The 25,315-nt window shown below is 47.6% G+C and carries 16 protein-coding genes; 3 read left to right on the top strand and 13 right to left on the bottom strand.

The features are described 5' to 3' along the window. Positions 1 to 3: 3 nt before the first annotated feature. From NSQ55_RS04210 to NSQ55_RS04170, 9 genes are all read right to left on the bottom strand, one after another. Positions 4 to 2,298: a glycoside hydrolase family 3 N-terminal domain-containing protein gene (locus NSQ55_RS04210; protein ID WP_248549463.1), complete on the bottom strand. Its 2,295-nt coding sequence runs from the start codon at positions 2,296 to 2,298 to the stop codon at positions 4 to 6. Further along, positions 2,295 to 3,218, bottom strand: coding sequence for a carbohydrate ABC transporter permease (locus NSQ55_RS04205; protein WP_248549462.1), 924 nt, complete (start codon positions 3,216 to 3,218; stop codon positions 2,295 to 2,297). Before NSQ55_RS04205 ends, NSQ55_RS04210 begins: the two co-directional genes overlap by 4 nt. A gap of 24 nt (positions 3,219 to 3,242) precedes the next feature. Next, positions 3,243 to 4,172, bottom strand: a complete 930-nt coding sequence (locus NSQ55_RS04200; RefSeq protein WP_036684959.1) for an ABC transporter permease subunit — start codon at positions 4,170 to 4,172, stop codon at positions 3,243 to 3,245. Positions 4,173 to 4,272: 100 nt separating this feature from the next. Continuing rightward, a complete protein-coding gene (locus NSQ55_RS04195) occupies positions 4,273 to 5,775 on the bottom strand; it encodes an ABC transporter substrate-binding protein (RefSeq protein WP_076130103.1) in 1,503 nt (500 codons plus the stop codon). Positions 5,776 to 5,950: 175 nt separating this feature from the next. Further along, the gene (locus NSQ55_RS04190) at positions 5,951 to 7,471 is read right to left on the bottom strand and encodes a response regulator transcription factor (protein WP_248549461.1); all 1,521 of its coding nucleotides are present in this window, start codon (positions 7,469 to 7,471) and stop codon (positions 5,951 to 5,953) included. Beyond that, complete coding sequence (locus tag NSQ55_RS04185; protein ID WP_036684922.1) at positions 7,464 to 9,287, bottom strand: sensor histidine kinase; 1,824 nt, start codon at positions 9,285 to 9,287, stop codon at positions 7,464 to 7,466. The genes NSQ55_RS04190 and NSQ55_RS04185 overlap by 8 nt, the downstream gene beginning before the upstream one ends. A gap of 178 nt (positions 9,288 to 9,465) precedes the next feature. Beyond that, positions 9,466 to 14,520: an S-layer homology domain-containing protein gene (locus NSQ55_RS04180; RefSeq protein WP_339171480.1), complete on the bottom strand. Its 5,055-nt coding sequence runs from the start codon at positions 14,518 to 14,520 to the stop codon at positions 9,466 to 9,468. Between the two features lie 88 nt (positions 14,521 to 14,608). Then, positions 14,609 to 14,806, bottom strand: coding sequence for a hypothetical protein (locus NSQ55_RS04175; protein ID WP_339171477.1), 198 nt, complete (start codon positions 14,804 to 14,806; stop codon positions 14,609 to 14,611). 727 nt (positions 14,807 to 15,533) lie between these two features. Continuing rightward, complete coding sequence (locus NSQ55_RS04170) at positions 15,534 to 19,895, bottom strand: S-layer homology domain-containing protein (protein WP_339171474.1); 4,362 nt, start codon at positions 19,893 to 19,895, stop codon at positions 15,534 to 15,536. Between the two features lie 168 nt (positions 19,896 to 20,063). Here NSQ55_RS04170 and NSQ55_RS04165 point away from each other — a divergent pair, with 168 nt between their 5' ends. Further along, entirely contained in the window at positions 20,064 to 20,189 is a 126-nt protein-coding gene (locus NSQ55_RS04165) for a DUF4023 domain-containing protein (protein WP_051491363.1), read from the top strand. Positions 20,190 to 20,287: 98 nt separating this feature from the next. Here the strand turns inward: NSQ55_RS04165 and NSQ55_RS04160 are convergent, their stop codons facing one another. After that, positions 20,288 to 20,992 carry a hypothetical protein gene (locus tag NSQ55_RS04160; protein ID WP_076130101.1) on the bottom strand — a complete coding sequence of 235 codons (705 nt, stop codon included), beginning with the start codon at positions 20,990 to 20,992 and terminating at the stop codon, positions 20,288 to 20,290. A gap of 186 nt (positions 20,993 to 21,178) precedes the next feature. Continuing rightward, positions 21,179 to 21,700, bottom strand: a complete 522-nt coding sequence (locus NSQ55_RS04155) for a GNAT family N-acetyltransferase (RefSeq protein ID WP_036684918.1) — start codon at positions 21,698 to 21,700, stop codon at positions 21,179 to 21,181. 169 nt (positions 21,701 to 21,869) lie between these two features. On the opposite strand from NSQ55_RS04155, the gene NSQ55_RS04150 reads away from it, so the two are divergent. Continuing rightward, positions 21,870 to 23,465, top strand: coding sequence for an AMP-binding protein (locus NSQ55_RS04150; RefSeq protein WP_076276998.1), 1,596 nt, complete (start codon positions 21,870 to 21,872; stop codon positions 23,463 to 23,465). A 91-nt stretch (positions 23,466 to 23,556) separates the two neighbouring features. On the opposite strand, the gene NSQ55_RS04145 is transcribed toward NSQ55_RS04150, so the two are convergent. Together NSQ55_RS04145 and NSQ55_RS04140 are read right to left on the bottom strand one after the other, a co-directional pair. Further along, positions 23,557 to 24,135, bottom strand: coding sequence for an SMI1/KNR4 family protein (locus tag NSQ55_RS04145; protein WP_076305196.1), 579 nt, complete (start codon positions 24,133 to 24,135; stop codon positions 23,557 to 23,559). An 11-nt stretch (positions 24,136 to 24,146) separates the two neighbouring features. Further along, the gene (locus NSQ55_RS04140) at positions 24,147 to 24,584 is read right to left on the bottom strand and encodes a HEAT repeat domain-containing protein (protein ID WP_036684913.1); all 438 of its coding nucleotides are present in this window, start codon (positions 24,582 to 24,584) and stop codon (positions 24,147 to 24,149) included. A gap of 227 nt (positions 24,585 to 24,811) precedes the next feature. Between NSQ55_RS04140 and NSQ55_RS04135 the strand changes: the two genes are divergently transcribed. Further along, on the top strand, positions 24,812 to 25,312 hold the full coding sequence (locus tag NSQ55_RS04135) for a DUF4358 domain-containing protein (protein WP_036684911.1): 501 nt from the start codon (positions 24,812 to 24,814) through the stop codon (positions 25,310 to 25,312). The last annotated feature ends 3 nt before the right edge of the window (positions 25,313 to 25,315 follow it).

Here is a 25,315-nt window from a genome sequence, read left to right as displayed (position 1 = left end):
TCTTTACCCCCTCACCGTCAAATCGGTGCTCAGTGTATCATTTACATGCTTACCCACCAGCACTTTAAACGCTCCTGGCTCTACAACTGGTCTTAAATCCGGTCCGATATATTGCAATTGCTCCGGTCCTACCGTGAACAACACGGTTTGCTTCTCACCCGGAGCCAACTTGATTTTGTCAAAAGCCTTCAATTCCCTGGCAGGGCGCGTGACCTTACTGGCGACATCTGAAATATACAGTTGCACCACCTCTGCGCCCTCACGGTCTCCTGTATTCTGAACGTCCACGGAAACTGTAGCCGTCTCCCCAGCCGCAATTACTTCCGGTTCCACCTTCAACCCGGAGTACGTAAATTCAGTGTAGCTAAGCCCGAAGCCGAACGGATATTGAGGCTGGGAATCGGCCTCCAGATATCTTTTGCCACGGGAACGTTTGCCGTTGTAATAGACCGGGAGCTGGCCCACATGCTTCGGCACGGATACAGTCAGCTTCCCGGACGGGTTCACATCGCCGAACAGGATATCTGCAACAGCGTGCCCGCCTTCTTGGCCTGGATACCAGGCTTCCAGAATGGCATGTGCATGCTCGTCAATCCAAGGCTCACTCACCGGACGGCCGTTAATATAAACAACGATCACAGGTTTGCCGAGCTGATGAACCTGCTGGATCAGTTCCAGCTGCACTCCCAACAGGGTCAATGACACCCGGTCAATGCCTTCGCCGCAGTCCATATCATTCCAGGCATTCTCCGTCACCTTGGACGCGCCTGTCTTAAGATCAATACTGCCTTCCCCGAAATCGCGTGCACTGGAGCCGCCGACGACCATAACAACGGTATCGGCCTGCTCTGCACAAGCGAGCGCGGCTTCAAAACCTTCGCGCGAATCGCCTTTGATCCGGCAGCCCGGTGCATAGAGCACCCGCTCCGGCTCTGCAGCCAGCTTGCTGCGGATGCCGCTGAGCACGGTCGCTACCTTAGCCGGAGGCTGCGGTGAGGTATAATCGCCGAGCTGGTTATACCCGGCATCGGCGTTAGGGCCAATGACGGCGATCGTGCCGGCGGTCTTGGACAATGGCAGCACACCTGCTTCATTTTTCAGCAGGATGATGCTCTCGCCCGCCACTTGCCGGGCCAGCTCTTGATGCGCTTTGCTGCCGATGACGCGTTCAGCCGCATCGGGATCAGCGAATGGTTGCTCGAACAGGCCCAGCCTGAACTTGAGCGTCAACACACGGCGGACCGCCCGATCCAGCAGTGCCGGGTCCAGCTTGCCTTCACGAACGGCATCCACCAGGTATTTGCCGTACATTTCCCCGGACATCTCCATGTCGATGCCGGCTTCCAGTGACTGCACTGCTGCATCCATGCCATCTTCAGCCACATCATGGCCAGAGGCCAGCATCTCTATAGCTCCGCAGTCGGTAATGATTAGACCCTCAAACCCCCATGCTTCGCGGAGTATATCCTCTAGTAGTTCTGTATTTGTCGTGCAAGGCACGCCGTCTATTTCGTTATAAGCAGGCATAATGGAGACTGCACCCGCTTCGACCGCTTTTTTGAAGGGCAGCAGATCCACTTCCAGCAGTTCACGCCAGCCCATGTGCACAGGTCCGGCATTCCGGCCGCCTTCTGAGCTGCCGTATCCCACAAAATGCTTCAGCGTAGCCCCCACGCTGCCGCCGCTCTGCAAGGATTCCCCCTGCAGACCTTCAACAGCCGCAACCGCCATCTCGCTGATCAGGTAAGCGTCCTCGCCGAAGCACTCCTCGGTGCGGCCCCAGCGGGGATCGCGCACCACATCCAGCACCGGCGAATACGTAACCGCGCCGCCCTGACTGCGTGTCTCCAGCGCTACGGCGCGGCAGACCTCACGATACAGCTCCACATTCCAGGAGCTGCCGAGCGACAGGGGCACCGGGAATACGGTGGCCCCGATCGCCATGTGGCCATGCGAGCATTCCTCGCCGATCAATACAGGAATGCCCAGCCGCGAATGCTCCAGCACATACCGCTGGAGCGTATTCACCGCTTCCGCACCTTCACGCGGAGACAGGCCAGTAGCCAGCGTCACACCGGTCCACGGGTCAGCGCGCAACATCCCGTAAAGCGAGCCCACGCCGCCCCCGGCAACCTTCTCCTTGAAGCTTTCTGTCAAGGTCATCTTACCGTCTCTATGTTCATAGGCCTGCCAGCCAAAAGGCTGAATCAGCTGACCGGCCTTCTCTTCCAAAGTCATCAGTCCGAGCAGATGCTCCGCCCGTTCTTCAGCAGGTAAATTCGGGTTTGTATAACTCATTCCTTAACAGCCCCTATGGTAAGACCTTGAATGAAATAACGCTGGAAGAACGGATAGGCAAAAATAATCGGCCCTGTCGCCAGCACGACCATCGCCATCCGCGATGTATCCTGCGGCATGGAGCGAAGAGCTTCCAGACTTAGCGAACTGTTCTGGGAGTTCTGCAAAATAAACTGCATACTGGTCTCGATCCGCATCAGCATCGATTGCAGCGGGACTAAATTCGGGTTGTCGATGTACAGCAGCGCATTGAACCAGTCATTCCAATAGCCGAGGGTGCTGAACAAAGCAATCGTAGCCAGACCGGGCAGTGATAAAGGCAGCACCAATTTCAGGAAGATACGGAACTCGCCCGCCCCGTCGATTTTGCCGGATTCGATAATGGCATCAGGCACACTCGTGCTGTAGAAGGTGCGCAGAATCATAATGTAAAAAGCATTCACCGCCAGCGGCAAAATCAGCGCCCAGATCGTATCCTTCAGGCTTAGAAACTGCGTAACGATAATATAAGTCGGCACAAGTCCACCGTTGAACAGCATGGTAAAAAACGCGAAGAACGAGAAAAAATTGCGGTAACGGAAGCTTTTCCGGGAAATGGCATACGCATAAAAAGCGATAAACAAAAGGCTGATAATCGTCCCTATCACCGTTACAAAAATCGTCACACCATAAGAACGCAGCAGCATATCTCCGGATTCAAACACATAACGGTATGCGCCGAGACTCCATTTTGCCGGAATCAGCTTATAGCCATCCCGCGCCAGCGCCACCTCATCGGTGAAGGAGATGATCACGACGAACAGAAACGGAAACACGCACAGAAACGCAAAGATGCCGGCTATCAGATTAAAAGTGATATTCCAGGGCGTCGAGAGATGGTGGAAATCACGTTCTTTTTTAGTCTTAGTAATGGAAGACATATGGCCCACTCCTTTCATGAGGTTCTAGAACAAAGCGCTATCCTTGTTGTATTTGCGGACAATATAGTTAGAGGTCATCACTAGCGTAAAGCCGACAACCGATTGATACAGACCTGCGGCAGTGCTCATACCAATCTCACCCGTTGTTTTGAGGCCTTGATAGACATAGGTATCAATAACATTCGTGACACTGTAGAGCGTACCGGAATTACGAGGCACCTGGTAAAAGAGACCGAAGTCGGCGTAGAAGATTTTACCGATGGCCAGCAGGGTCATGATCGTGATAATTGGACTCAGCAACGGCAGTGTAATATTGCGAATCTGTTGGAACTTACTAGCTCCGTCGATCATCGCCGCTTCATACAGCGACTTGTCGATCCCCATAATAGCTGCGAGATAAACTACGCTGTTGTAACCAACTGCTTTCCACAGATAGACTAGGATCAGGATGAACGGCCAGTAGGCTTTTTCCGAGTACCACTGAATTGACTCTGCGCCAAAAAAGCCCATGATCTGGTTCAGCATCCCGCGTTCGGAGCTCAGGAAACTAAATGCAAAATAGCCGACAACGACCCATGACAGGAAGTAGGGCAGGAACATGCCGGTCTGATACACTTTGGCCAGCTTCTTGTTCACAATCTCGGACAGCACAATCGCCATCAGAACCGACAAGATCAAGCCAAGCAGGATAAATGCTCCATTGTAGAGCAAGGTGTTGCGGGTAATAATGTACGCGTCATTGGTGGTGAACAAAAACTTGAAGTTGTCTAACCCCACCCATTTGCTGTTGATAATACTCGCCCAGAAGCCGTCGCGGCTAAAGCGGTATTCCTTGAAAGCAATAATCGTCCCTATCATCGGCAGGTAAGAGAAAAAGAGAAACCAAAGCGCACCTGGTAAAACCATGAGCAGCATAATCTTGTTATTCATAATATTTTTTATAAATCCGCTGATTGTCTTCACACTTAGATCCCTCCTGTATGTCCTTATATTTCAAAAAAAGACCGGGTCCAGAGGCCACGCCCCTGCCCCGATCTTCTCTTACGTTGATGTTTTACTTGTTGTTGGACGCTTTCCAGGCATCAATTTGCGATTGCGCTTCAGCGATAATTTTGTCCAAACCAGCTGCCTTGAATTTCTCAATAGCTTTCGGTAGATACTCGTCAGGATCAACGGTTCCAGTCATCAGTGGTGACCAGTATTCTTCTTTTACGTTCTGAACCGCAGCGATTTCAGTAGTCACCTTGGAAGTGTCGAAGTTAAAACCAAGCAGCGGTGCATTTACACCGGATTCATTAAACTTTTTGAACTCTTCCCATTTGTTCTCAGGGTCACCCTCGTTCAAATAGTTGATCATGATATTGCCCAGCGAGAAGGTTGGCATGTCATAGTTCTTGGATTCATCCAGGTTCTTCATGGAATTCTCACCAGTCTTCTCGTAGTGCACGCCTTCGATTCCGGAGTCAATCATGTTGCGCAGCACCGGATCGGTGTTGAGCAGGTTCAGGAACTCCATCGCTTTCTCCGGATATGCGGAGTTAGCCGAGATGGCTTGCATCGAACCCATAACGGACCAGTTGTAAATGTAAGGTTTGCCAGCTGGCGTGGAAACTACAGGATAGCCGTAGCTTGCCGACCACAGATTGTCCGCCATCGGCTGGGTAGCCGCACGATCCATGAACCAGTTCGAAGATTTATAGAGATCATCCACCGAAGTTGTAGTTGCTACTTCCGGCGAGATATAACCTGCCTTGTAATATTTGCGAACGGTTTCAAGAGTGCTTTTGAGTTCAGGTGTTTCCAGAATGTTCACGATCTTGTAATCCTTTGTGTCCATATAAACAGCCATTGGCATCTTTTCAATGATGTAATCGAACGGCAGTACTGGCATGAAATCCTTCACCATAGCGTAAGGCGTGATGCCCGGTTCATTCTCTTTGATCGTCTTCAGCAGTGGTTCAATGCTTTCCATTGTGTTCACCCCGGAAATGTCGAGGTTATATTTGTCGAGCAGCTCTTTATTGAAGCGCCAAACTTCTTGCGCCGGAAGCTCTTTGTTGGCAGGTACGGCATAATTATGTCCATCTACCTTGGAGCCTTCCAGGAATGCCGGATCAATCGTGTCCACGATGCCTTTTCCATATTCATTAAGCAGGCTGTCCAATTCCATAAAAGCGCCTTTGCGGGCATTTTGCACATAATCGAACGCCCAGGAGCATGTAAAGAGAATGTCCATGGGTTCACCAGCGGCTACTTTAACCTGCATTTTTTGTGTATAATCGCCAAAATCAATCATATTCATCTTCAGGGTGACATTTATCTTCTCTTTAGTGTACTTATTGACTTCTTCCACGACACGGTCCAGATCCTTCTGCGGTCCGCCGATCGTGTACCAGATCAGTTCGACCGGTTTCTCGGATGATGCACCGTCGCCGCCCGCTCCTGAACTGTTAGTTGCCGCGTTGTTTGAATCGCCGCCACATGCGCTGAGCGCAAGCGAGAATGCCATAAGTGATGTCAGTAACAGGGAAAACCTTTTTCTTTTGTTGTTGCCCATTCCTGTATAACCTCCCCTTTGTTTACCTCAAGATCGCTGGCCTAATCCGGAATTAAACCAGCAGCTTTCTCCTTCAAGGACTATCTTTACTGTAATTTATGAAAGCATTTTCAAACAGAAGCTAAACTAAATAAATCATGTAGAAAATAAAGAAAAAGCTTGCAGCGGGGGTCCGCTAGACAAGCCCTTTGTACTCCGTAGGAGATATCCCGACATGCTTCTTAAATTGTTTGTAAAAATAGCCGGTCTCCCAATAGCCTACTTTGAGAGCGATTTCATGAACTTTAAGTGAGGTATTCCGCAGCAGCTCCTTCGCCTTCTCAATCCGGTATTTATTGATATATTCGGTGAATGACTCATTCACCTCTTTATGGAACAGCTGTCCCAAATACACCGGGTGAATATGGTATTGGGCACCGAGGGTCTTCAGTGACACATCTTCATTGTAGGACTCATGGATATAATTCAGCACCTGCTGCACGACTGGACTCTTTACGTCCCGAACTAAGGCGTCTACCGTAATGGTAGCGGCTTCCTGAATAATCTGAGTCAGTTCATTTATGGAAACTGTAGAGCGAATGAGGCCAAAACCGTCTGCGAAAAGCTCCGGTTCTTCCACATGACGGATCTCCTGCAGCTGCATCTTGAAGCGGATCAACCATTCCATGGCAATGCCTTGCAGCAGCACGGGTGTAATCCCCTCCATCCGCCGCAGCTGCTCAAAATGATCCTGGATCCGCACCAGCAGCGCTTCCTTATCCTTCGCCATAATCAGCTTGAGATCATCTTCCCAATTCAGCGGCATACCTTGGACGGCAACCTCATGCCTGTCCTGAACTTCCTCATAATGCAGCAAATTCCGCTCTGGAAACAGCATGAAATATTCCTGAGTCATCTTTGCATGGGCGTAACTCTGAGCCGCCGCCTCCTCCATCTCCTCCACCGTTCCTACGGACAGACGCATTGGCGGACCGCCAGTTAGGGATAACAGCAGCTGCGCATGAAGCCTTTCCACCGCTTCTTTACCCTGCTGATACTCACTAAGCAGATGCAGCAGCACGGTATCTCCATCCATATCCCGGAATGCAATCAAAGACGGGTTACCGCCTACAACCTCTTCCACCGCCTGAAATAGCTCGGCAGCGTCCTGTTCAGGGCGAAGCAGGGCTACCTGCACCAGCGGCTTATCTAGTCTAAGTCCCAGAAAATCAGTCCGTTCGCTGAATTCCTTCGGACCAATCTGGCACCGCAGCCAACGGTACATCACATTATCGCGCAGAATGGAAATACTATGCGCATTGAATTGACTCTCTTGACGGGAGACACCCAGCTTCTCGGCGGCAGTCACTAATGTTGCCCGGAACTCTTGCAAATTAATAGGCTTGAGCAGATAATTTTCAATGCCGAGCGCCATTCCTTCCTTAAGATAACCGAACTCATCAAAGCCGCTGAGGATAACAACTTTGATCTCCGGCTGGATCTCCCGCACAGCCCGGATCAAATCCAGCCCGTTCATCAGCGGCATGGAAATATCCGTAATCAGAATATCTGCTGGGACAAACCGCAACGACTCCAGCGCTTCCTGGCCGTTCTCGGCGTGGCCGACAATCTCCATCCCCAGTGCTGCCCAATCCACAATGTCATATAATCCTTCGATAATAAAAGGCTCGTCGTCCACAATGAAAATTTTATACATGGTTTGGATCATCCTCTCCCAGATCGGGAAAATACACAGTCACGGTTGTGCCGGTACCCGCTTCGCTTTGTAATTCAATGCCATACTCACTGCCATAAAGCAGCTTCAAACGCTCATGAATACTGCGCAGACCAAATGATTCCGATTGTTCATCTGGCTGCAAAAGACCTTCTTTGAGCTGGACCAATCTGTCCGGAGCAATCCCCCGCCCATTGTCTGTAACTACCGCACGCAAATATTTGCCGTCCTTGGCCACAGCCACACTGATGTGATTATCATTCTTGTCCACGCGCATCCCATGTAGAATGTAGTTTTCAATGATGGGCTGCAGCGACATTTTGAGTACAACTCTTCCGGTAAGCTCTTTCCCGCATTCCATTGTATAAGAGAATTTATCCTTATAACGGATGCGGAACAGCTCCAGATATAAACGGCAGGCCTCTAGTTCATCCTTCATCGTATGCTTGGGTTTCTGGTGAACATAGCTTTTGAACAACACCGACAAGCTGTAGATCATCTCCCCGACATCTGAAGCTCCTTGAGAGATTGCCCTCATTCGGATCACCTCCAAGGTATTGTAGAGAAAATGCGGGTTTACCCTGGCTTCAAGCGCGGCGATTTCGGTATGTTTTTGCTTGATTTCAGCCTTGAACACACGGTCTATATGAAGATTCAGCTCATCCAGCATATCGTTGAAGCTCTTGGAGATCTGCCCCAGCTCGTCTTCTCTGACATCGGTAATCCGGGCATCCAGGTCACCGTTTTTCACTTTGCGGGTGAACTTGATAATTTTATGAGTCCGTCTGGCAAAATTATTGATAAATAAAGTGGGTGTAATAATCGCAAACAACAGGCAGATCAAGCAGATAATGAAGATCATGTTCCGCAATCCCCTATAAGTGGCGGCTAATTCCTGCTTAGGTACAGCACTCAACACAGTAAATCCGCCTTGGGTGTGAGTCTGCTTAGTAATGATCATCCCGCCGACTTCTTCACCATCTGTATAGGCAGAATTCATCTGCTCGGGATAAGGATAGCGCTTTCCATAATAGGTGCCCGAGGTATCAAATAACACATCCCCATCCGCTGCCAGCACCAGAATCTTTCCCTTGAAGTCATCCTTATAATTGCCCATACTCCCCCAGACCTCGCTGGCATCAAAATAGACTAGAAGCTGACCAATGTTGCGCAGTGATATCTTGTTATTGACCGGGGTACGAACCGTAAACATCGGCCCCTCCGGAGATGAGATCGCCTGACTGACCCAAGTGTTTGGGGCGGTGACACTGCCTTCCTCCTCCAGATACAGCGCATCCGGTACAAAAGAGTGGGCTGCATTAGTGGAAATAATCTGAAATTTGCCTTGGTCGTTATAGACATACAACTGCTGCTCAGCTGCACTGTAGAGCATTAAACTGCGGATATCAGGATCATCTTCAACTTGATTGCGAAAAAACTGCACGGTATCCGTCGTAGCATTACTTTCGTTGAAATAGCGGTCCAGCCGGTACCTCACGTAATCTTCATACGGATGCTCCAGCAAATACGACGTATTAGCAGTCAGCTCCGTGTCCCGGTACACGTCCCGCATCATAGACTGTACAGAGTCATATTTCTGCTCAATATAGCTGTTGATGCTCTCCACGGTACGTTTCTGAATCTCCATCTGCCGCTGCACTACAGCCTGAGACATGAGCAAGAACATCAGGTAGGAGAAGGTGATAATGGTGACCACGGCAATGACTGAGAAGAGCAGGATGATTTTCATAAACAGATTATTCTTCAGATACTTTCTGTACAATTTCCCCGGAAACATCAGCAACCTCCTACAGCAGGGGGAAGACTAAGCTTCGCTGCTTGTCATTATGAATAAAGTATAGCATGAGGTGCTTCCTGCCTGTGGCTGGTAAAAGCTTGCAATCCTCCGCCAAGCAAAGACAGTCTGCCCATGGAGCAAAGGGCTCCTTGGGCAGACCGTGGTGAGGCTATATAATCTACCGGATGTAATTCAAGATGAACTGCGCAGCCTCGGCACGGGTCGCCAAGCCACCGGGAACAAACTTCCCGTCCGTGCGGCCATTCACCAGACCCAGTGATGAAGCAGCATTCACGCTGTCTGCCGCCCAGGCTGCTACCTCACCGGAATCGGTGAATGTTGCCGGGGCTGATGACTGAAGCGCTCCATGCTCCAGTACATAGGCACGCATTAGCATAGTGACAATCTCCTGGCGGCTGATGTTCGCACTCGGATCGAACTGCTCAGCAGTGCGTCCGCCTACAATACCTGCCCGGACCAGACGCGCCAGGTCCTGCTCATACCAGACACCAGAAGGCACATCACTAAATTTCAATTCCGCCTGATCTTGCAGTCCCAGCACGCCAGCCAGCAGCTTCACAAATTCCGCTCTTGTAATCCTGCGGGCGGGTTCAAATCCATTTTCGGAAGTGCCTTGTACCAGATGTTTAGCCGCCAGCTGGCGGATAGTGTCCGCAGCCCAGTGAGTAGACGGAACATCAGCGAAGGATTTATTGTACTCCAGCACAGCCAGCCTGCCTGTTCCGCTAAACTCCCCTTGCAGGAAGCCATTCGCATACACTCCGCCGAGATAGGTAAGCGAACCCCCTTCAGCAATAGCATATAAACCAAGCAAATTAGTATTATAATCCGTATTTGTTGCACTCCATTGTAAGGTTACTGGTTTGCTGAAGCTTGGAAGACGGCTAGATGTGCCATTCCCCGCGATGACGCTCAGATCAAACGTCATACCCGTACCCCGCAAGACCACCCCACGCTCTGCTTTCAGTGTGCTCATGTTCAAAGTCTCCGGGCTGAGCTTCACCTGAATCTTGCTGCCTGAAGCTTGGGCTTCATTAAGCAGAGCCTTCAATTGCACCAGCAATTCCGGCGCAATACCAAGTGTGGTTCCCGAAGCGGACAATTCAAGTTGACGGATCCCTAGCAACTCACCTGCATTTACAGGCAGCTCGATAGCTGTAACGCCTGCCGGCACCTTTACCGTCAATTTGCCGTTCTCAGTAGATGTACTGAGTGCACTTGCTGGAACTGTCAAAGTTGTGCTAGTAGGACTTGGAAGCGGCGTTGCTGTCGCTGCCGGAGTCGTCCCACCAGTTCCCGTACCTGTCCCTGGAGCCGATGTCGGCTGCGGTGTAGATACAGGAGTATTGTGGACCTTGAAATTAATAATTCCGCTCTTTTGAACAGCCGTATAAGGGTGACCATTCAGTATTTTGGTGTTGGTGACTACGGCCGTGTACTCGCCGCTGTCTGTTTCTTTTGCAGAAGGAATCGTATAATTACGCTCCACAGCACCTTCAATGGCCTGCCCGTCTTTCAACCATTGGTAGCTTAACTCGCCATAAACTGCAGAAGCTACTACGGCAAAAGACACCTTATCACCTACAACTGCCGGATTCTTATCTACACTATTAGAGGTGATAATTGGCGCATCGGGTGCCGGATGTACTGTCACCGTAAGTTCATTACCGGTTCTTGTTGAAGGCTCCGTTCCCTCTTTTCCAGTCAGAACCACACGGAACTGCGTACCGCTGTCTGTTTCAGAAGCAGTAAATGCGTATACCGCCGAAGTCACGCTCTCCGCCACAGTCCATTCCTCTGCGGTTGCTGCCTTCGTCTCCCAGCGAACCGATTCCACATCCCCGCGGATCTGTACGAACAGCTTCACTTCTTCACCAGTAATGACATCAAGTGCAGACGGAAGATCGGTTATGAAATCAGGCGCTTCCCATGGTGCTTCAGCCGGAGTTAAGTTAATTGTGTACTCTGCTTCACTGCTGTCACCAGATTCATTGGTGACGATGACCTTGTACTTATTGCCATCCATCCCGGTAGTCAAAGCAGGGATAGTATAGGAGGCGGACACTCCCAACGCATCTCCATAACCGCTGCCTGTGTCCGCATACCAGGCATAAGTCAGCTGCCCTGCGCCAGTGGCAACTGCCGTTAGTGTCGCGGACGTATTTTCACGGAAGGAACCTTCCCCTACGATCTGCACCTTTGGAGCTTGCAAGGCCCACTTCGCTTGCAAGTTCAGCTCACCGGTTATTAGATCTTCGGCAAAATTCCATCTTCGCGCATCTTCTCCTTCTCCAACGTACCAGCCTTCCAGGTCATAACCCTCTCTGGCAATGCCTGTAGGCTCCATCAGCAAAGTGCCATACACAGCCTCGGCCACAGTATTTGCTGGCTCACCCCCATTAGCATCAAAGAGAACGGGATAGCTTCCTTTCAGATAGACAGGTTTGGAGCGGTTGCCTGCATAATCCTCCATCACCACATGCACAACTTTTGCCGACGAGGTGAAGCTTAAGCTCGCCTTAGTTGTCCGTCCACGGATAATCATCGGCTTATTGCCAGAGCTATACGTTGTGGCAAAAGATTTTGCATTCCCATCCTCATACACATACATATACCGCCAGTCTCTGGTATTCGGCATCGGCAGATTCAGCTTACCGTCCGTCCAGGACCATTCTTCCGCGTAAGGTTCCGCGACCGTGTCGATGAACTGGCCGCTGACCGAGACTGGATCGGTGTTGCCTGCGGTAACGGTGACAATGTAATCATCGCCGTTTACCGGCATCCCTGTGAACAGCGCAGTGCTTGCACCTGCCGGGACAACCACTTGCTGTGACACCGGTTCGGATGTCGTAATCCAATTCAAAGACTGCACTCGAACGGTAATGTCACCGGAAGCTTGGGCGGAGTTCGTCCAGTTCACAGTCAACTCCCCGTCCGCGCTTGAATCCACCTTCACTCCGGAAACCGCCTCATCCAGATCAAAAGCCAGCGTTGCCGCTTCACCCTCCACTCCATCCGCACCCACTGCAACCACTTTAAGGGTTCCGGATTTCACCGGGAGATGCTTCAGGTAGAACACCTCATCGTATTTGCCGCCCATAAATACATCATTCACGTACACATTATATTGCTTGATCTTAGTGTAATCGGGATCTAGCTTCCACTTCACAACCATCTCACCTGTATCTGTAAAAGCTTCCGCAACTGCTAATTCCGCAGGAGCTGCGGGCTTTACGGCAGACCCGTCATAGACGCGCAGCTGTCCGACGTTCATCTGGTAGGTGGACGCTGTTCCTTGCCCGGGATCGAAGACCAGTCCAAGGGCTGCAATATTATGACCTGCGTATGCACTCAGGTCCAGCTCCTTTGTCAACCAACCGTCCGAGTGCTGACCACTGTTTGGAACAGCGACCTCTACGACGGTATTCGGATCATCAGCCAGGATGAGTCCTACTGCCATCACCGAAGCATCTGTGGCAGATGGCTTGTTGAAGCTGATCGACAGCTTGGAGTTGCCATTGACCTCCAGCTCTGTTTTGTACAGACGCAAGAAGTTCTTCGCATTCAGATTGCCGTTCACCACCAGTGAACTGCCACCGTTATACGCACCGATCTGCTCATAGTTGTAACGGTTTGTACCCGCAAGGTTGTACTCCGGTCCATAATCAAAATCTACAGTAAGCTTATTGCCAGCAGTATCCTGCCACCACTGCCAAGTCACTGGGATATCCTGCAGGCTCATATTAGACCACTCATCCGGGTTCGATACTTCACCGTTCACGGAATAGGACAAGCCTTGTCCAGTGTTAAAATTGGTGTAAAAGTTCTTGTCCTTAATTACCGAACGCTCCGCAATGACGGACGAGATTCCCGGCCAGTAACGGTTGTCGGCATAAACATCGGCAACGGTATTGGTTGCCGATTTGACCGTATTCTTAGGGTCCACGTTCGGGCCTGACCACCATAGCTGCTCACGCAGTTTTGTCATCCATTGGTAGTCATTTTCGGATCTGTGCGAGACCGGGTAAGACAGGTTCATGTCCTCATCCAGACCGGCATGAACAAAGTCCGCACCGAGTGTAGCCAAGCTGAGCCGTGGCAAGCCATTGCTGTCCAGCTTGTTCATCAACGCTGTTCCGTTAACGGACTTGAACCGGTCACGGCCTGCTTCCAGCCCTGCAAAACCAACTTCAAACAAGTTGTAGCTTGTTCCCAGACTGGCATTCAGATTGCTTAAGTAACTAGCCGCGTTGGTAATCTGTGTATTGCCAGCCCCGTAGTCGAAGAAAAACGAATTGGAGACGGGTTCCTTGGTGCTTTTATCCACTAAAAAGGAGATATTGGTATCATTAATCGTCCGGGCGAACGTATTAGCACCGGTATTGGTGTTCAGCGAGTCGTACCACTGTACATACAGGCCGCCCTCTTGCAGCACCTTCATAAAAGCGATGTAATCGGGGATATCCTGGGTCGCTACATTCGGATTCATCTCTTCCTGATTTACAAAATAACCGTCAAACCCGAAATACCCGGCCATCTCGATCAGTTTATCCGCCACCGGAAAATTACCATTCTCGTCTTTAACTATCATTTGTTTGTACGTCTGCTGTCCACGGTCATTATTGGAAAAAAAGATTCCCGCCAATGACAACACGCCGTTCTTATGCGCTGCATCGGTGTAGGTAGGGTTCGGGATGTTTAGCATGCCGAATTCGAACCATTTTTGCTGCCAGTCCTTCTGGGCCAATTCATCATAATATTCCGGCGGGGTGTACGCAGTCGCTGTACCGTGCCAATAGGAGTAGTAATCGATATATTGCCAAAAGTTAAAGTGATACTGCGCAAACTTGTTCGTATACGGCGCGTTCTCAATAAAAGCATTCCCGTAGTCGCCAGCAACGTTGATCATCTGTGTATCTGCGCTAAGTGCTGGGTTAGCTTGGGTTGCAGCAAATGGGGCATTCCGCTTCTGCAGCGGCACCCGCGATCTCAACAGCTCTGCATCCGGATCGGTTGCCGGACTCCAGTTCGCAATATGGCTGCTCGTATATCCATGTACATTAGGCTGATTGGCACCCGGCGCACTGTCTCCTGTAAAAGGCCACGTATCGCCGGCGTAAGCCGTTAGGGGAAGTCCTGAAACTAGCAAAGCTGCCGCCAGAACAGCTGATGTCAGCTTACGACGCGCCTTTTTACCGGTGTGAAGGTTCATTTTCCACTCTCCTCGTCCTGTAGTTGTTTCGGTTACTCTCATCCATGAAGCGTAATGTGTCTCACTATGTCGCCGAACAGCAAGTAGATTACTTCTGTTGTCCCGTCCCTCTGCTGCTCCTACCCTCTTCTACTTCTACTTCTACTTCTTCTACTTCTACTTCTTCTACTTCTTCTTCTTCTACTTCTACTCTCTTCTGCCTACAGATTCTGTATCCAACCACATTCGTGCAAGCACATTCTGTATTCAACCCCGATCGTGCAAGCGCATTCAATTTTGTCGGCACCCCTCCCGCCTTACTTTGATTAGTCCACCCTAATCTAACCCAGATCTTTCCTTACAAATAGCCGCAAAATTAAAGATATGCTGGATAAATTAAAGATTATCGTGCTATCAGGGCTCGATATCCTGGCAATGAGTGGGTCGTTAAACATATGTTGGTTGAAAATATAAAGAGGATGAAGGAGCGTGGTCTCTTTTGCCTCTTATCTCCGCCACTCCGCCGCATTCACTCATTTCAAAGGCACTTTTGCCTCTCTTTCACGCCAATCCACCGCATTCGCTCATTTCTGAGGCACTTTTGCCTCTCTTTTACGCCACTCCGCCATATTCACTCCAATCAGAGGCACTTTTGCCTCTCATGTCCGCCAATCGCCGCATTCGCTCATTTCAAAGGCATTTTTGCCTCTCTTTCACGCCCATCCGCCGTATTCGCTCAAATCAAAGGCACTTTTGCCTCTCTTTCGCACCACTCCTCCGAATTCACTCATTTCAAAGGCACTTTTGCCTCTCTTTCACGCTAATCCGCCGCAATCGCTCATTTCAGAGGCACTTTTGCCTCTCTTTCACGCCAATCCACCGCATTCGCTCAAATCCGAGGCACTTTTGCCTCTCTTTTACGCCGCACCACCGTATCGCCGCCTCCCTCACACTACCCAGCTACGAAAAAAAGATTGCCTCTCCGTCATCAACGATGACCTTGAGGCAATCTTTTTTCAAACCATCCGATTTAGTTACTTTCCTTGCTTCTCCAGCAGGTTCAGAATGATTGTTACTGCTTCGGCCCGGGACGCTACCTGGTTAGGTGCGAAACGATTTTGTCCTATGCCATTCACAATGCCCGCTTCTGCTGCTGCTGCTGCAATATATGGCACTGCCCATGCGGGTACATCCTTAGCATCATTGAAGGTTAAGGTCGCTTTTGGATCTACTGTAATACCCAGAGCCCTAACAACCATAACTGCTAATTCAGTGCGAGTAAGCTCCTGCGTAGGACGGAAGGTACCATCGTCATAGCCGCTGATAATTTGCAAAGCTACTGCCTGAGCTACAAAAGACTTAGCCCATGCCGGAATCTTCGCTGAATCTTTAAAGCTTGAAGTGCTACCACTGTCCGGCAATTGCAGGGCACGAGCCAGCATAGTGATAAATTCAACCCGATTTACTTTCTGATTAGGACGGAAAGTATTATCCGGATAACCGCTAACGAAGCCCCCTGCTACTGCTTTCTCAATAGCCGCTGCTGCCCAATGGCTGCCAGTATCCGTCAATGATGGTTTGACTACTGGTGTTGCAGTTGGTGTAGGCACCGTTGTTGGTGCTGGTGTAGCTGTTGGTGCTACTGTTGGCGTTGGTGTTGCTGTTGGTTTTGTTGTTGTCACTGGTCCTGTTGATGATCCTGTTGTTGGTTCCGTTGTTGGTGCCGTTGTTGGCGCCGTTGTAGGTTCCGTTGTAGGTTCCGTTGTTGGTGCTGTCGTTGGCGCTGTTGTCGGCGTTGTTGTCGGTTCTGGTGTTGGGTTTACTTCAGGATCTGCTTCCTTAATAATACCGAACTCTTCCAGAACGTATGGTTTAGCATCATTAATATTCTGATCGATCTCATAAGATACAGCTGTTAATTTACCAGCATCTACAGTAATACCTACAAAGGTCTGAACTTGACCGCGTTTGGGACGCGTAGCATCACTTGGGTCCGGTCCGTATTTAGCTGCTGTATTCTCATTTGCTACTTCGAAGAGATTATAATACGCATCTCCCAATTCTGGTTTCATGTTCTTGTAGTAAACCTTCGCTCCCGCTGTAGCCGGGATCAGATAGATCGTTCCATCTGGATTTACTGTGTACTCTACAGTTTGACCCTTGAAGCTTTCCTTGATCTTCACTGTGTCTGCCGCAGTTCCATCAGCTTTAATTGGCTTGGTCCGGGCATAAATATGGTCGTGGCCTTGAAGAACCAAGTCAATGCCCAGTTCAGCCATCATTGGAGCAACCTTCGCTCTTTCTCCATTTGTACCCATAATGTCTTTGTCAGTAGCATGGTTAGAGGTTGTGTATGGACCTTTATGCATAGTTACGATAATCCATTTCGCACCAGCAGCTTTCGCTGCTTTTACGTCAGCCTTCATCCAATCCAACTGTGCTTGACTGAAGTTAGCAAATTCATCGGAATTCTCATTTGTATTCAGGACTACAAAGTGAGCATTGCTGTAGTCATAGGAATAATAAGCTCCTGTTTCTGTTGCGGAGCCCGGTGCTTCCTTAATATTGTAGTGCTCATAGAAGGCATTTGCCTTATCCTCATGATTCCCTGCTACTGGCACGATTGTCGTGTTAAGCAGGGTGTCTTGCGAATGACCAAGCAACCAATTCCATTGGGATTCATTAGTTCCGGTATCCACGATATCTCCGTTAATCGCCACAAACTCAGCATTCGGGAACGTCGTAAGTGCTTTTGCCATCGTTTCACCGGAAAGAATCGCTTCATCTTCGGTCTTAGCCTGTGTATCAGCCAAATCGATGAAAGTAAATGCTCCTGTCTTAGCGGCAGTTACAAAAGTTCCCACTGTACTCCACAGGCCTAGTGCTTTATCACCTACACGGAAGTAGTATTTTGTATCAGCTTTCAGGCCAGAAGCTTCCGCTTTATGAACTAATTCATCCTTTGAATTTCTGGAAACCGCCGAACGTCCTGTAAACTCAGAAGCCTTAGCAAAGTCTGGAGTAACGCCCGTATTTTCTACAACCTGCAGATCGTTTCCAGTAGACTTCAACGCTGTGTACCAAGTGAAGCCTTTTGCACTCACTGGGTCGCCATTAAAGGTAACCGTAACTTTTTTAATCGAATCCGTTGAAGCGATAGCAGCTTCTGAATTTGTTCTGTCACTTACAGCTTTGATAACAAATTGATAGGTTTGGTTTGGATTAGTATTTTCTACAGTGTAAGTATAAGAAGCTTTACCTTCTTCATTAGGAACACTGACCGTCCAATTTGCCGATACCAGATCATTTTGCTCATAAATACGATATCCAGACAATGGTGCACCGGAAGCTGGCGCATCCCAAGTCAACGTTATTTTACCACCATCTGCTGCAGTAGCCTTTGCATTTTGCACAGGTTTAACTGCTACTTCCGATTTATGAATGCTGTAGTTATCATACAAGTCTGTAGAACCACCAGTTGTTGTGGTGTAGGCTTCGTAAGAAAGCTCATCATTCGTTACCGTCATCCCCGTGAACATTTCCTTACCAGGCTGTCCGTATTTAGCTGCAAAAGGGAATGTTCCTGAAGCTACGTTGTATTTCTTATTGCCCGCTGCATTTGTAATCAGATATAAAGTACCTTTAGGATCAGTTACTACTCCGTTTGAGTCCGGAACAATATCCGTCAATGGCTTGTTGTTGTACATTTGATAGCTTCTAGCAAAGGTGTGGTCATGCCCGCCAATTACCATGTCAATGCCAAGCTCATCAAACACCTTCGTTAATTGCGCTCTGTAAAAGAGTACATCTGTATCATTGGTGTGATTGGCAACGGAATAAGGAGATTTATGCAGAAGCACAACCTTCCATTTCTGATTGCTTTTTGCCGCTTCGCTACGAAGCCACTCCACTTGTTTATTGTAAATTTCGTTATTCTCAAGATTTGAGCTTGCACCATAATATTCTGTATTAATTACCATAAAGTGTGCTGAACCGTAGTCAAAAGAATATACAGAACCATCAGGTTTCGCACCTGTATTCGATACGTTCGGCAAATTAAAATGAGCGCTATAATTGCTATAATTTTTACTTTCATGGTTGCCTACCAAAGGAACCAACGGAATATTCGCTAAAATATCCTTAGGCTTATTGAAAAACCATCCCCATTGCTCCTCAATATCACCGTTATCCACCAAATCACCAGAATTCAGGATAAACTCACTTTCCGGGAATTTAGCTAATCCTTCTTGAAGGGTATGATTCCAGATATCAAAATCTTCTTCAGTTGTTCCTTGGGAATCCGTTGTATATAAGAATTTATAAGCCTGATTACTGGAGCCTTCTGTCTTAAAAGTTCCTACGTCGCTCCAGTTATCAGCTTGTCCATCCCCAGCACGGTAAGCATATTCCGTTCCCGGCTGCAGATGATCCGCTATTACCTTATGGCTGGTTAGCACAACTGGTTTTTTAGCTGATTTATCCGCTTTTGTCATATACACACTAGTTGTAACGGATGTCCCTTCATAAGATTGAGCGCCTGCCGCAGGAAACTGGCCATTCTCCAATTTAGAAGCTTCTACTACTTCCAGTTTGGTGCCAGTCACACTTTCAGGTGCATACCAGTTGAATCCCATACTAGTCTGCGGGTTGCCATTAAAAGTAATTGCGATAGAATCAGGCTTCCCAACTCCAAGTTCTACTGTCTCCACTACAGGATAAGCAATCAGGCTCATATCCCAATAAAGGTCAGAGCTAGTGTCGCCCGTCTGGTGAACTTCAGCTGAAAGCTCATTACTTCCATCCTTCAGATTGGCTTTTACGATTTCCGTTAGGTCAACCTTTGTATACTCATTTGGATCACTGCCATTAGTTGTACTAAGTGTCTGATAGTCGATTTCACCAGCTGGCATAGCCTCGCGGTAGATTTCTGCACCATTCAGATACAGCACTACTCCGTCATCAAATGCAAAATTACCTAATACTTTATCCGATTTCGTAATTTCTTCCTTATTCACAGTTACATTTGTCCGGAAATAGGAAGTACGATATTTCTTCTTTTTATCCGTGCCGTAGCTTATGTTTGTATTCAGAGCACCAAATTGCTTGCTGCTGACTCCGGCCCCAGAATCTTTATAACCAAGCGGCGCTTGGCCTGATGCCCATGTAGAATCATCGTAAACAGACCGCCATACCGAACCTTGATCCGTTCCGTTATCTAGATATTTCCATGTAGAATTGCCCGCCAGTAGTGTTATTGGCTCTAGCGTTTGTAATTGCAGTAATCCAGCATCCTCATTGCTGTCTTCTGCAAAAGCTGGCATTCCTGTAAATGTAAGTCCCAGTACCATAACGAAGGCTAGTGTCATGGATACTGCTTGTTTTAATAACCTGTTCATAATCAGTCTCCCTTACTGTTATTATGAAATGCTTGCATCCATTCATAGTAACTACTAAATATTTTCACAATGTACGGATTGATCCACTAGTTTGTAAAAACGGCTTGTGTATTTAATCAGGCAAAAGTGGTTACAGTAACGGCAAGGTTATGATCAAGGAGGACAAACATGGACGATACTCAGGCTTTTGTAGACAAAGTACACGACACCCAGAAGAAAGCAGAAAAGAACAAACAGAATCACGGTAAAGGAACACCAAGCCAAAAGCTGCCTAATAAACAGCACAGTAAATAGAACACGCAGACACGAAAACAAAAAAAGCAGCAAGCCCTCCCGGATCGGAGTGACTTGCTGCTTTACTTTTTGTAAATTGAGCTTTGCTTTTAAAGGAGTTATTTACTCCATTTCACCACATTCACGGCTACCTTCTCTAATTGCGCCTTGCTCAAAGCCTTGTCTGGAGAACTAATCGTCACAAAACGATCATCCAGTTTATAGGTCAAAAACAATGAATCGCTGGTAGGGCTGTACCACTTAGCTTCTGTACCATTGGAAAGCTTTACGGTATCGCCTTTGTAATCATAGGAGTAGTCACGTGGAGAAACGTTCACCCTCATATGGTCGAACAAAAAGTACACTCCATCTTCAGAGCTAGCTGCTTTTTGAAAAGCGTCACCACTCACCATTTGTGCTGGTGCATAAACCGTTTTAAACCCATCGAAATTTGCAAAAGCTTTAGAAATTTGTTCTTTTTGAGCGTTGCTGTACTGTACTGGTGTTAATGTATCTTTATCCGGCACCACAGTTCCAGTACCCAGAATGACCTGATTCGCTGCCGCATCAAAAGTCACTGGCACCTTCAACACATCAGCCAAGGCACGTACAGGAAGATAGGTTGTATTGTTATAAGTAATCGGAGCTAAAGTGTTACCTTTATTATCAACAGGCGTATAAGCTGCACCATTCACTTTAAATCCAATGCTGTGATTGAGGTATGCGGTGATTTTTTGCAGCTTAGTTCCTGCGTACACACCAGCCGAACCTGTAATTGCCATCCCAAATACCATCGTTGCTATAATGAACTTTTTACTTTTCATATGTTATGCCTCCTTAGAAGATCAATCTCGGTTTTTACTTTAGCTCAAGTTTTAAAGAAATATGTCTCTAAGTTGTATTTAACTTGTACCCAATTTGTAAAGAAACTATTCATCTGGAGCTCTGGTTTGTATAAGAAAAACAGCAACCCGCTTATCCCATAAGGAATTAACGGATTGCTGAGGGCTTTAACCTTGATACGGAGTTGTAACCTTATACACTTCTGAATATAAAATTTCTCTATAAAGTTGGAATTCTTCTTCATCAACAGGGTTAGGGTAAGTCATAATTAAGAGTGGTAAATCTTCATTTCCTTCACGCAAAGGAGGCTGCACATAATCGTAAGGGTTCAAATGAAAGCCCAGCCGCTCATAAAAGCCGATTCTCCGCTGCTCCATTTCACCCAGTGGCCGCTCAACTTCCAAAAGGACAGGCTTGTTAGATAGACTGATGTATTCAGTCATCAGCTTTTTGCCAATTCCTCCACCTCTGATGCTCGGGTCGACTGCTATATGTTCTACAAAACGAAAGCCGGGAAACTCCCAGCAGGCCATAAAAGCAACAATTTTACCCTCAGAATTCATCTCGGTAATGAGACGATAATCTGGAACGTCCAATAACTCCTGTTGTCCCTCAAAGGTTCTGATCTCAGAAGTAGGAAATGAGGCTTCCATAATAGCGAATATTTCATCAAAAGTTGTGTGATTCATAACATAAGTTCTCACTTTCTGGATTTGTGGTCTATTATAAGTTTACCTTACACATATTATCTTAACCCGAAATTCATTAAGAACTCAAGGTACTAGTACCTGGTACTAGGATAACGTGATATACTAAATAGAACAGTTATACACATCTTGTTTGATATAGGAGAGGTTCATATTGGATAATCAGCAATGGATCGCACCTGAGTTCTACAATCTCACTTCGGAAATGGAAAGCCATGCTCCTGAGAAGATTGCGCTTAAGTGGTTAAATGAGCAAGGAGATTATGAGGAAATTACTTACGGTGAATTACGCAAACAAGCTAACCGGCTGGCCGGAGGACTTGCGAAGCTTGGGCTGCAACAAGGGGATCGTATTCTTGTTATGGTTCCACGCCGCATCATCGCTTATGTCATCTATTTAGCTTGTCTGAAACAAGGACTTGCCATCATTCCATCCTCAGAAATGCTGCGTGCCAAAGATTTATCCTACCGCCTGCGCCATTCTGAAGCCAGAGCCGTTATTGCTTGGTCCGAAGTAACCGGGGAAGTGAATAAAATCTCAGAGGATCTTCCTGCTCTCGATTACCGTCTTTCCGTATCTGGCAGCTCAGACGAACTCGGTGAAGGCTGGCTGGATCTAGAAAGTCTGATGGTTGGACAACCAGATACCTTTACAGCAGTCGCAAGCCGCCGGGATGATATGGCTATTCTCGCTTACACCTCAGGTACTACCGGCAACCCTAAAGCGGTCGTTCATAGTCATGGCTGGGGTTATGCTCACTTACGGATCACCTCACCTCAATGGCTGGATATTCAAGGATCTGACACCGTCTGGGCAACAGCAGCTCCCGGCTGGCAAAAGTGGATCTGGAGTCCCTTCTTAACCGTTCTTGGCAACGGAGCTACAGGTTTTGTATATAGTGGATCCTTTCATCCCAAAAAATATTTGCAGCTATTGCAGGATCACAAAATTCAAGTATTATGCTGCACCCCAACGGAATATCGTCTCATGGCTAAAACAGAAGACTTAGGTCGTTACGACTTGTCTACCCTGCGCTGTGCAGTATCTGCCGGAGAGCCATTAAATCAAGAGGTCATTAACACCTTTCAGCGTGAATTCGATATCACAATCCGTGATGGGTACGGCCAGACGGAAAGCACCCTAATTATCGGAACACTCAAAGATACTCCAATACGCATTGGTTCTATGGGTAAATCAATCGCACCCGGCTTAGTCGAGGTTGTGGACGAAGACGGTAAGCCACTACCTGCTGGAGTGGTTGGTGATATTGCCGTACATTTGAGTATGCCAGCCCTGTTCCACACTTATTACAAAGATCCCGGTAGAAAAGAAAGCTCCACACACGGCGAATTCTTCATAACCGGCGACCGGGCAAAGAAGGATGAAGATGGTTATTTCTGGTTCGAGGGTCGTGGAGATGACATCATCATTAGCTCAGGTTACACTATCGGTCCTTTCGAGGTAGAAGAAGCATTGATGAAGCATGCCTCCGTCAAGGAATGTGCGGTCGTAGCCAGTCCAGACGAGATCCGTGGGCACATTGTTAAAGCATTTATCGTGCTCAAGGATGAGATTGTTGGTTCACCAGAGCTTGTAAAAGAGCTGCAATCCCATGTTAAAGAGTGGACAGCCCCTTATAAATATCCGCGCAAAATCGAGTTTATTCAGGATCTTCCGAAGACGACCTCCGGTAAAATACGGCGAGTAGAGCTTCGTGAGCAGGAGAACCAAGCTGCGCAGGAATAAACATAGCCATATAAAATTCACCTTATTAAAAAATAAACAAGAGCAGCAATCCATAATGGACTGCTGCTCTTGTTTATTTGGCATCAGGCCGTTACTCGGACCAATATTTCGCATCCGGGTTCAGTGCCGCACCAACTTCGCCTTCTAATACTAAATCGCAATCGAGGTAGCCCTCTTCATCCAGGAAATAAACCTCCTGCTTGTAGAACTCGCATAAGGTCTCTAGGAATTTATCAGGCGAATCATACATCACAATTAAATCGCCGAAATCATGGAGCAGGTCACATACCTGTTCCACACCCTCAGCAGACTTATAATAACAAATGAAATCACTGCCATAGTTCGTTAAGATAGGCAAGATAACTCCATCAGGATGTTGACCTTTTTCCTCCAATATCCCAGCTAATACCTTCATCTCCTCTTCATATTCATCCATATGAATCAGGCGGTACCCTGGAATAAATTCGATAAGGCTTGGTTCCTCTTCCTCACTGCTTGTCCCTGAGACAGTGCTATAAATAGCTTTCAGCAGTTCAGGAGTCTCCGGCAAAACAGCCGTTATCTTTGCTTCGTTATCACCCTTGCCCAAGCTGGCAATATAATCAGGGCGTAATTCTGCGGACAGCTTAAGGTATTCTTGAAATTGTTCTGTCAATTTATTGGTGTGCATATTGTCATCCTTTACTTATTTGCGGAAGTCCACATCTTCATCAGCCACGTATCGAAGTCAGCGCCTTTTTCACCTTCATAAGCGTCGTACACGTCAACTCTCATCTTCTTCAGCTTCTCTTTGAAGTCCTCGTAAGAATGATCTCTTGGCAGGCTCTTTTTAATTCTCAGCAGGATCTTGGATACGCCTTTAACTAGTTCAGGCTTGTTCTTCGATGGCACCTTAACGTCTTCACCAAAAGCCTTCAGCTTAAGGTAAGCAGCTTCTTGAACTGTATATACAGGATCGCTCTCCATTAAACGCGTCAGGATATCGATAATTTGTTTGTGGTTGGTCTGTCCCAGCTCTTCAACTGCTTCTAGACGCGCTCTCCAATCCGCAGAGCGGTTGGCAGCTTTCTTTAATTCCTCATAATTCTCCGGTAGTTCATTGTTCAGTTCTTCGATCATTCCGTTCAATCCCCTTCTATTAAAAACTATCTATCTTACAGTAACAGTATAACCAACCATTGCGCAAGCTAAGAGAGGAAGATCTTTGCATGAATTCATATGAATATCATATTTCCGCAAAAATATGGGTAAAGTATCCGGAGTAAGTACCCAGCGCAACATTCTATCGACTATATACGTTAGTAACTAGAGAAATTCAGACAATACATCAAGGAGAGTGACCTAAGTTGAAAAAGCATACCTTCATGCTAGCGTTAACCATTGTACTAAGTGTGGTGCTTGGCGCCTGTTCCAGCAACAACAGTAACAATGGAGCTGCCATTGAAACGAATCTAACTGCAAAAGAAATGGTCGATCAAATGCTGAGCAAAGTAGAGCAGCCATCATTAATGGAGCTTGATGCGGCTACAGTCGAACAGCTATATCATCTCAACCCAGAATTGCTTGAAGATTATAGCATTAGAATGCCTATGATGAATGTGAAAACTAACGAAATCGCCGTTCTGAAAGTTAAAGATGTAAAAGATATGACTACTGTTGAGGATGCCATCAAAGCGCGTGCAACAGATGTTCAAAAACAATTCGAAACCTATCTGCCTGATCAATACGAAAATGCCAAGAACTATAAACTTATTAAAAAGGGTAACTATTTCCTGTTCGTTATTGCTGATCCTGCGGATCAAGATAAACTCGTAGCAGACTTCGATACTTACTTCACAGAAAAATAAATA

The sequence above is a fragment of the Paenibacillus sp. FSL H7-0943 genome, assembly GCF_037963265.1.
Taxonomy (GTDB): Bacteria; Bacillota; Bacilli; order Paenibacillales; family Paenibacillaceae; genus Paenibacillus_AQ; species Paenibacillus_AQ odorifer.
This window is presented reverse-complemented; position numbering and strand designations above follow the sequence as displayed.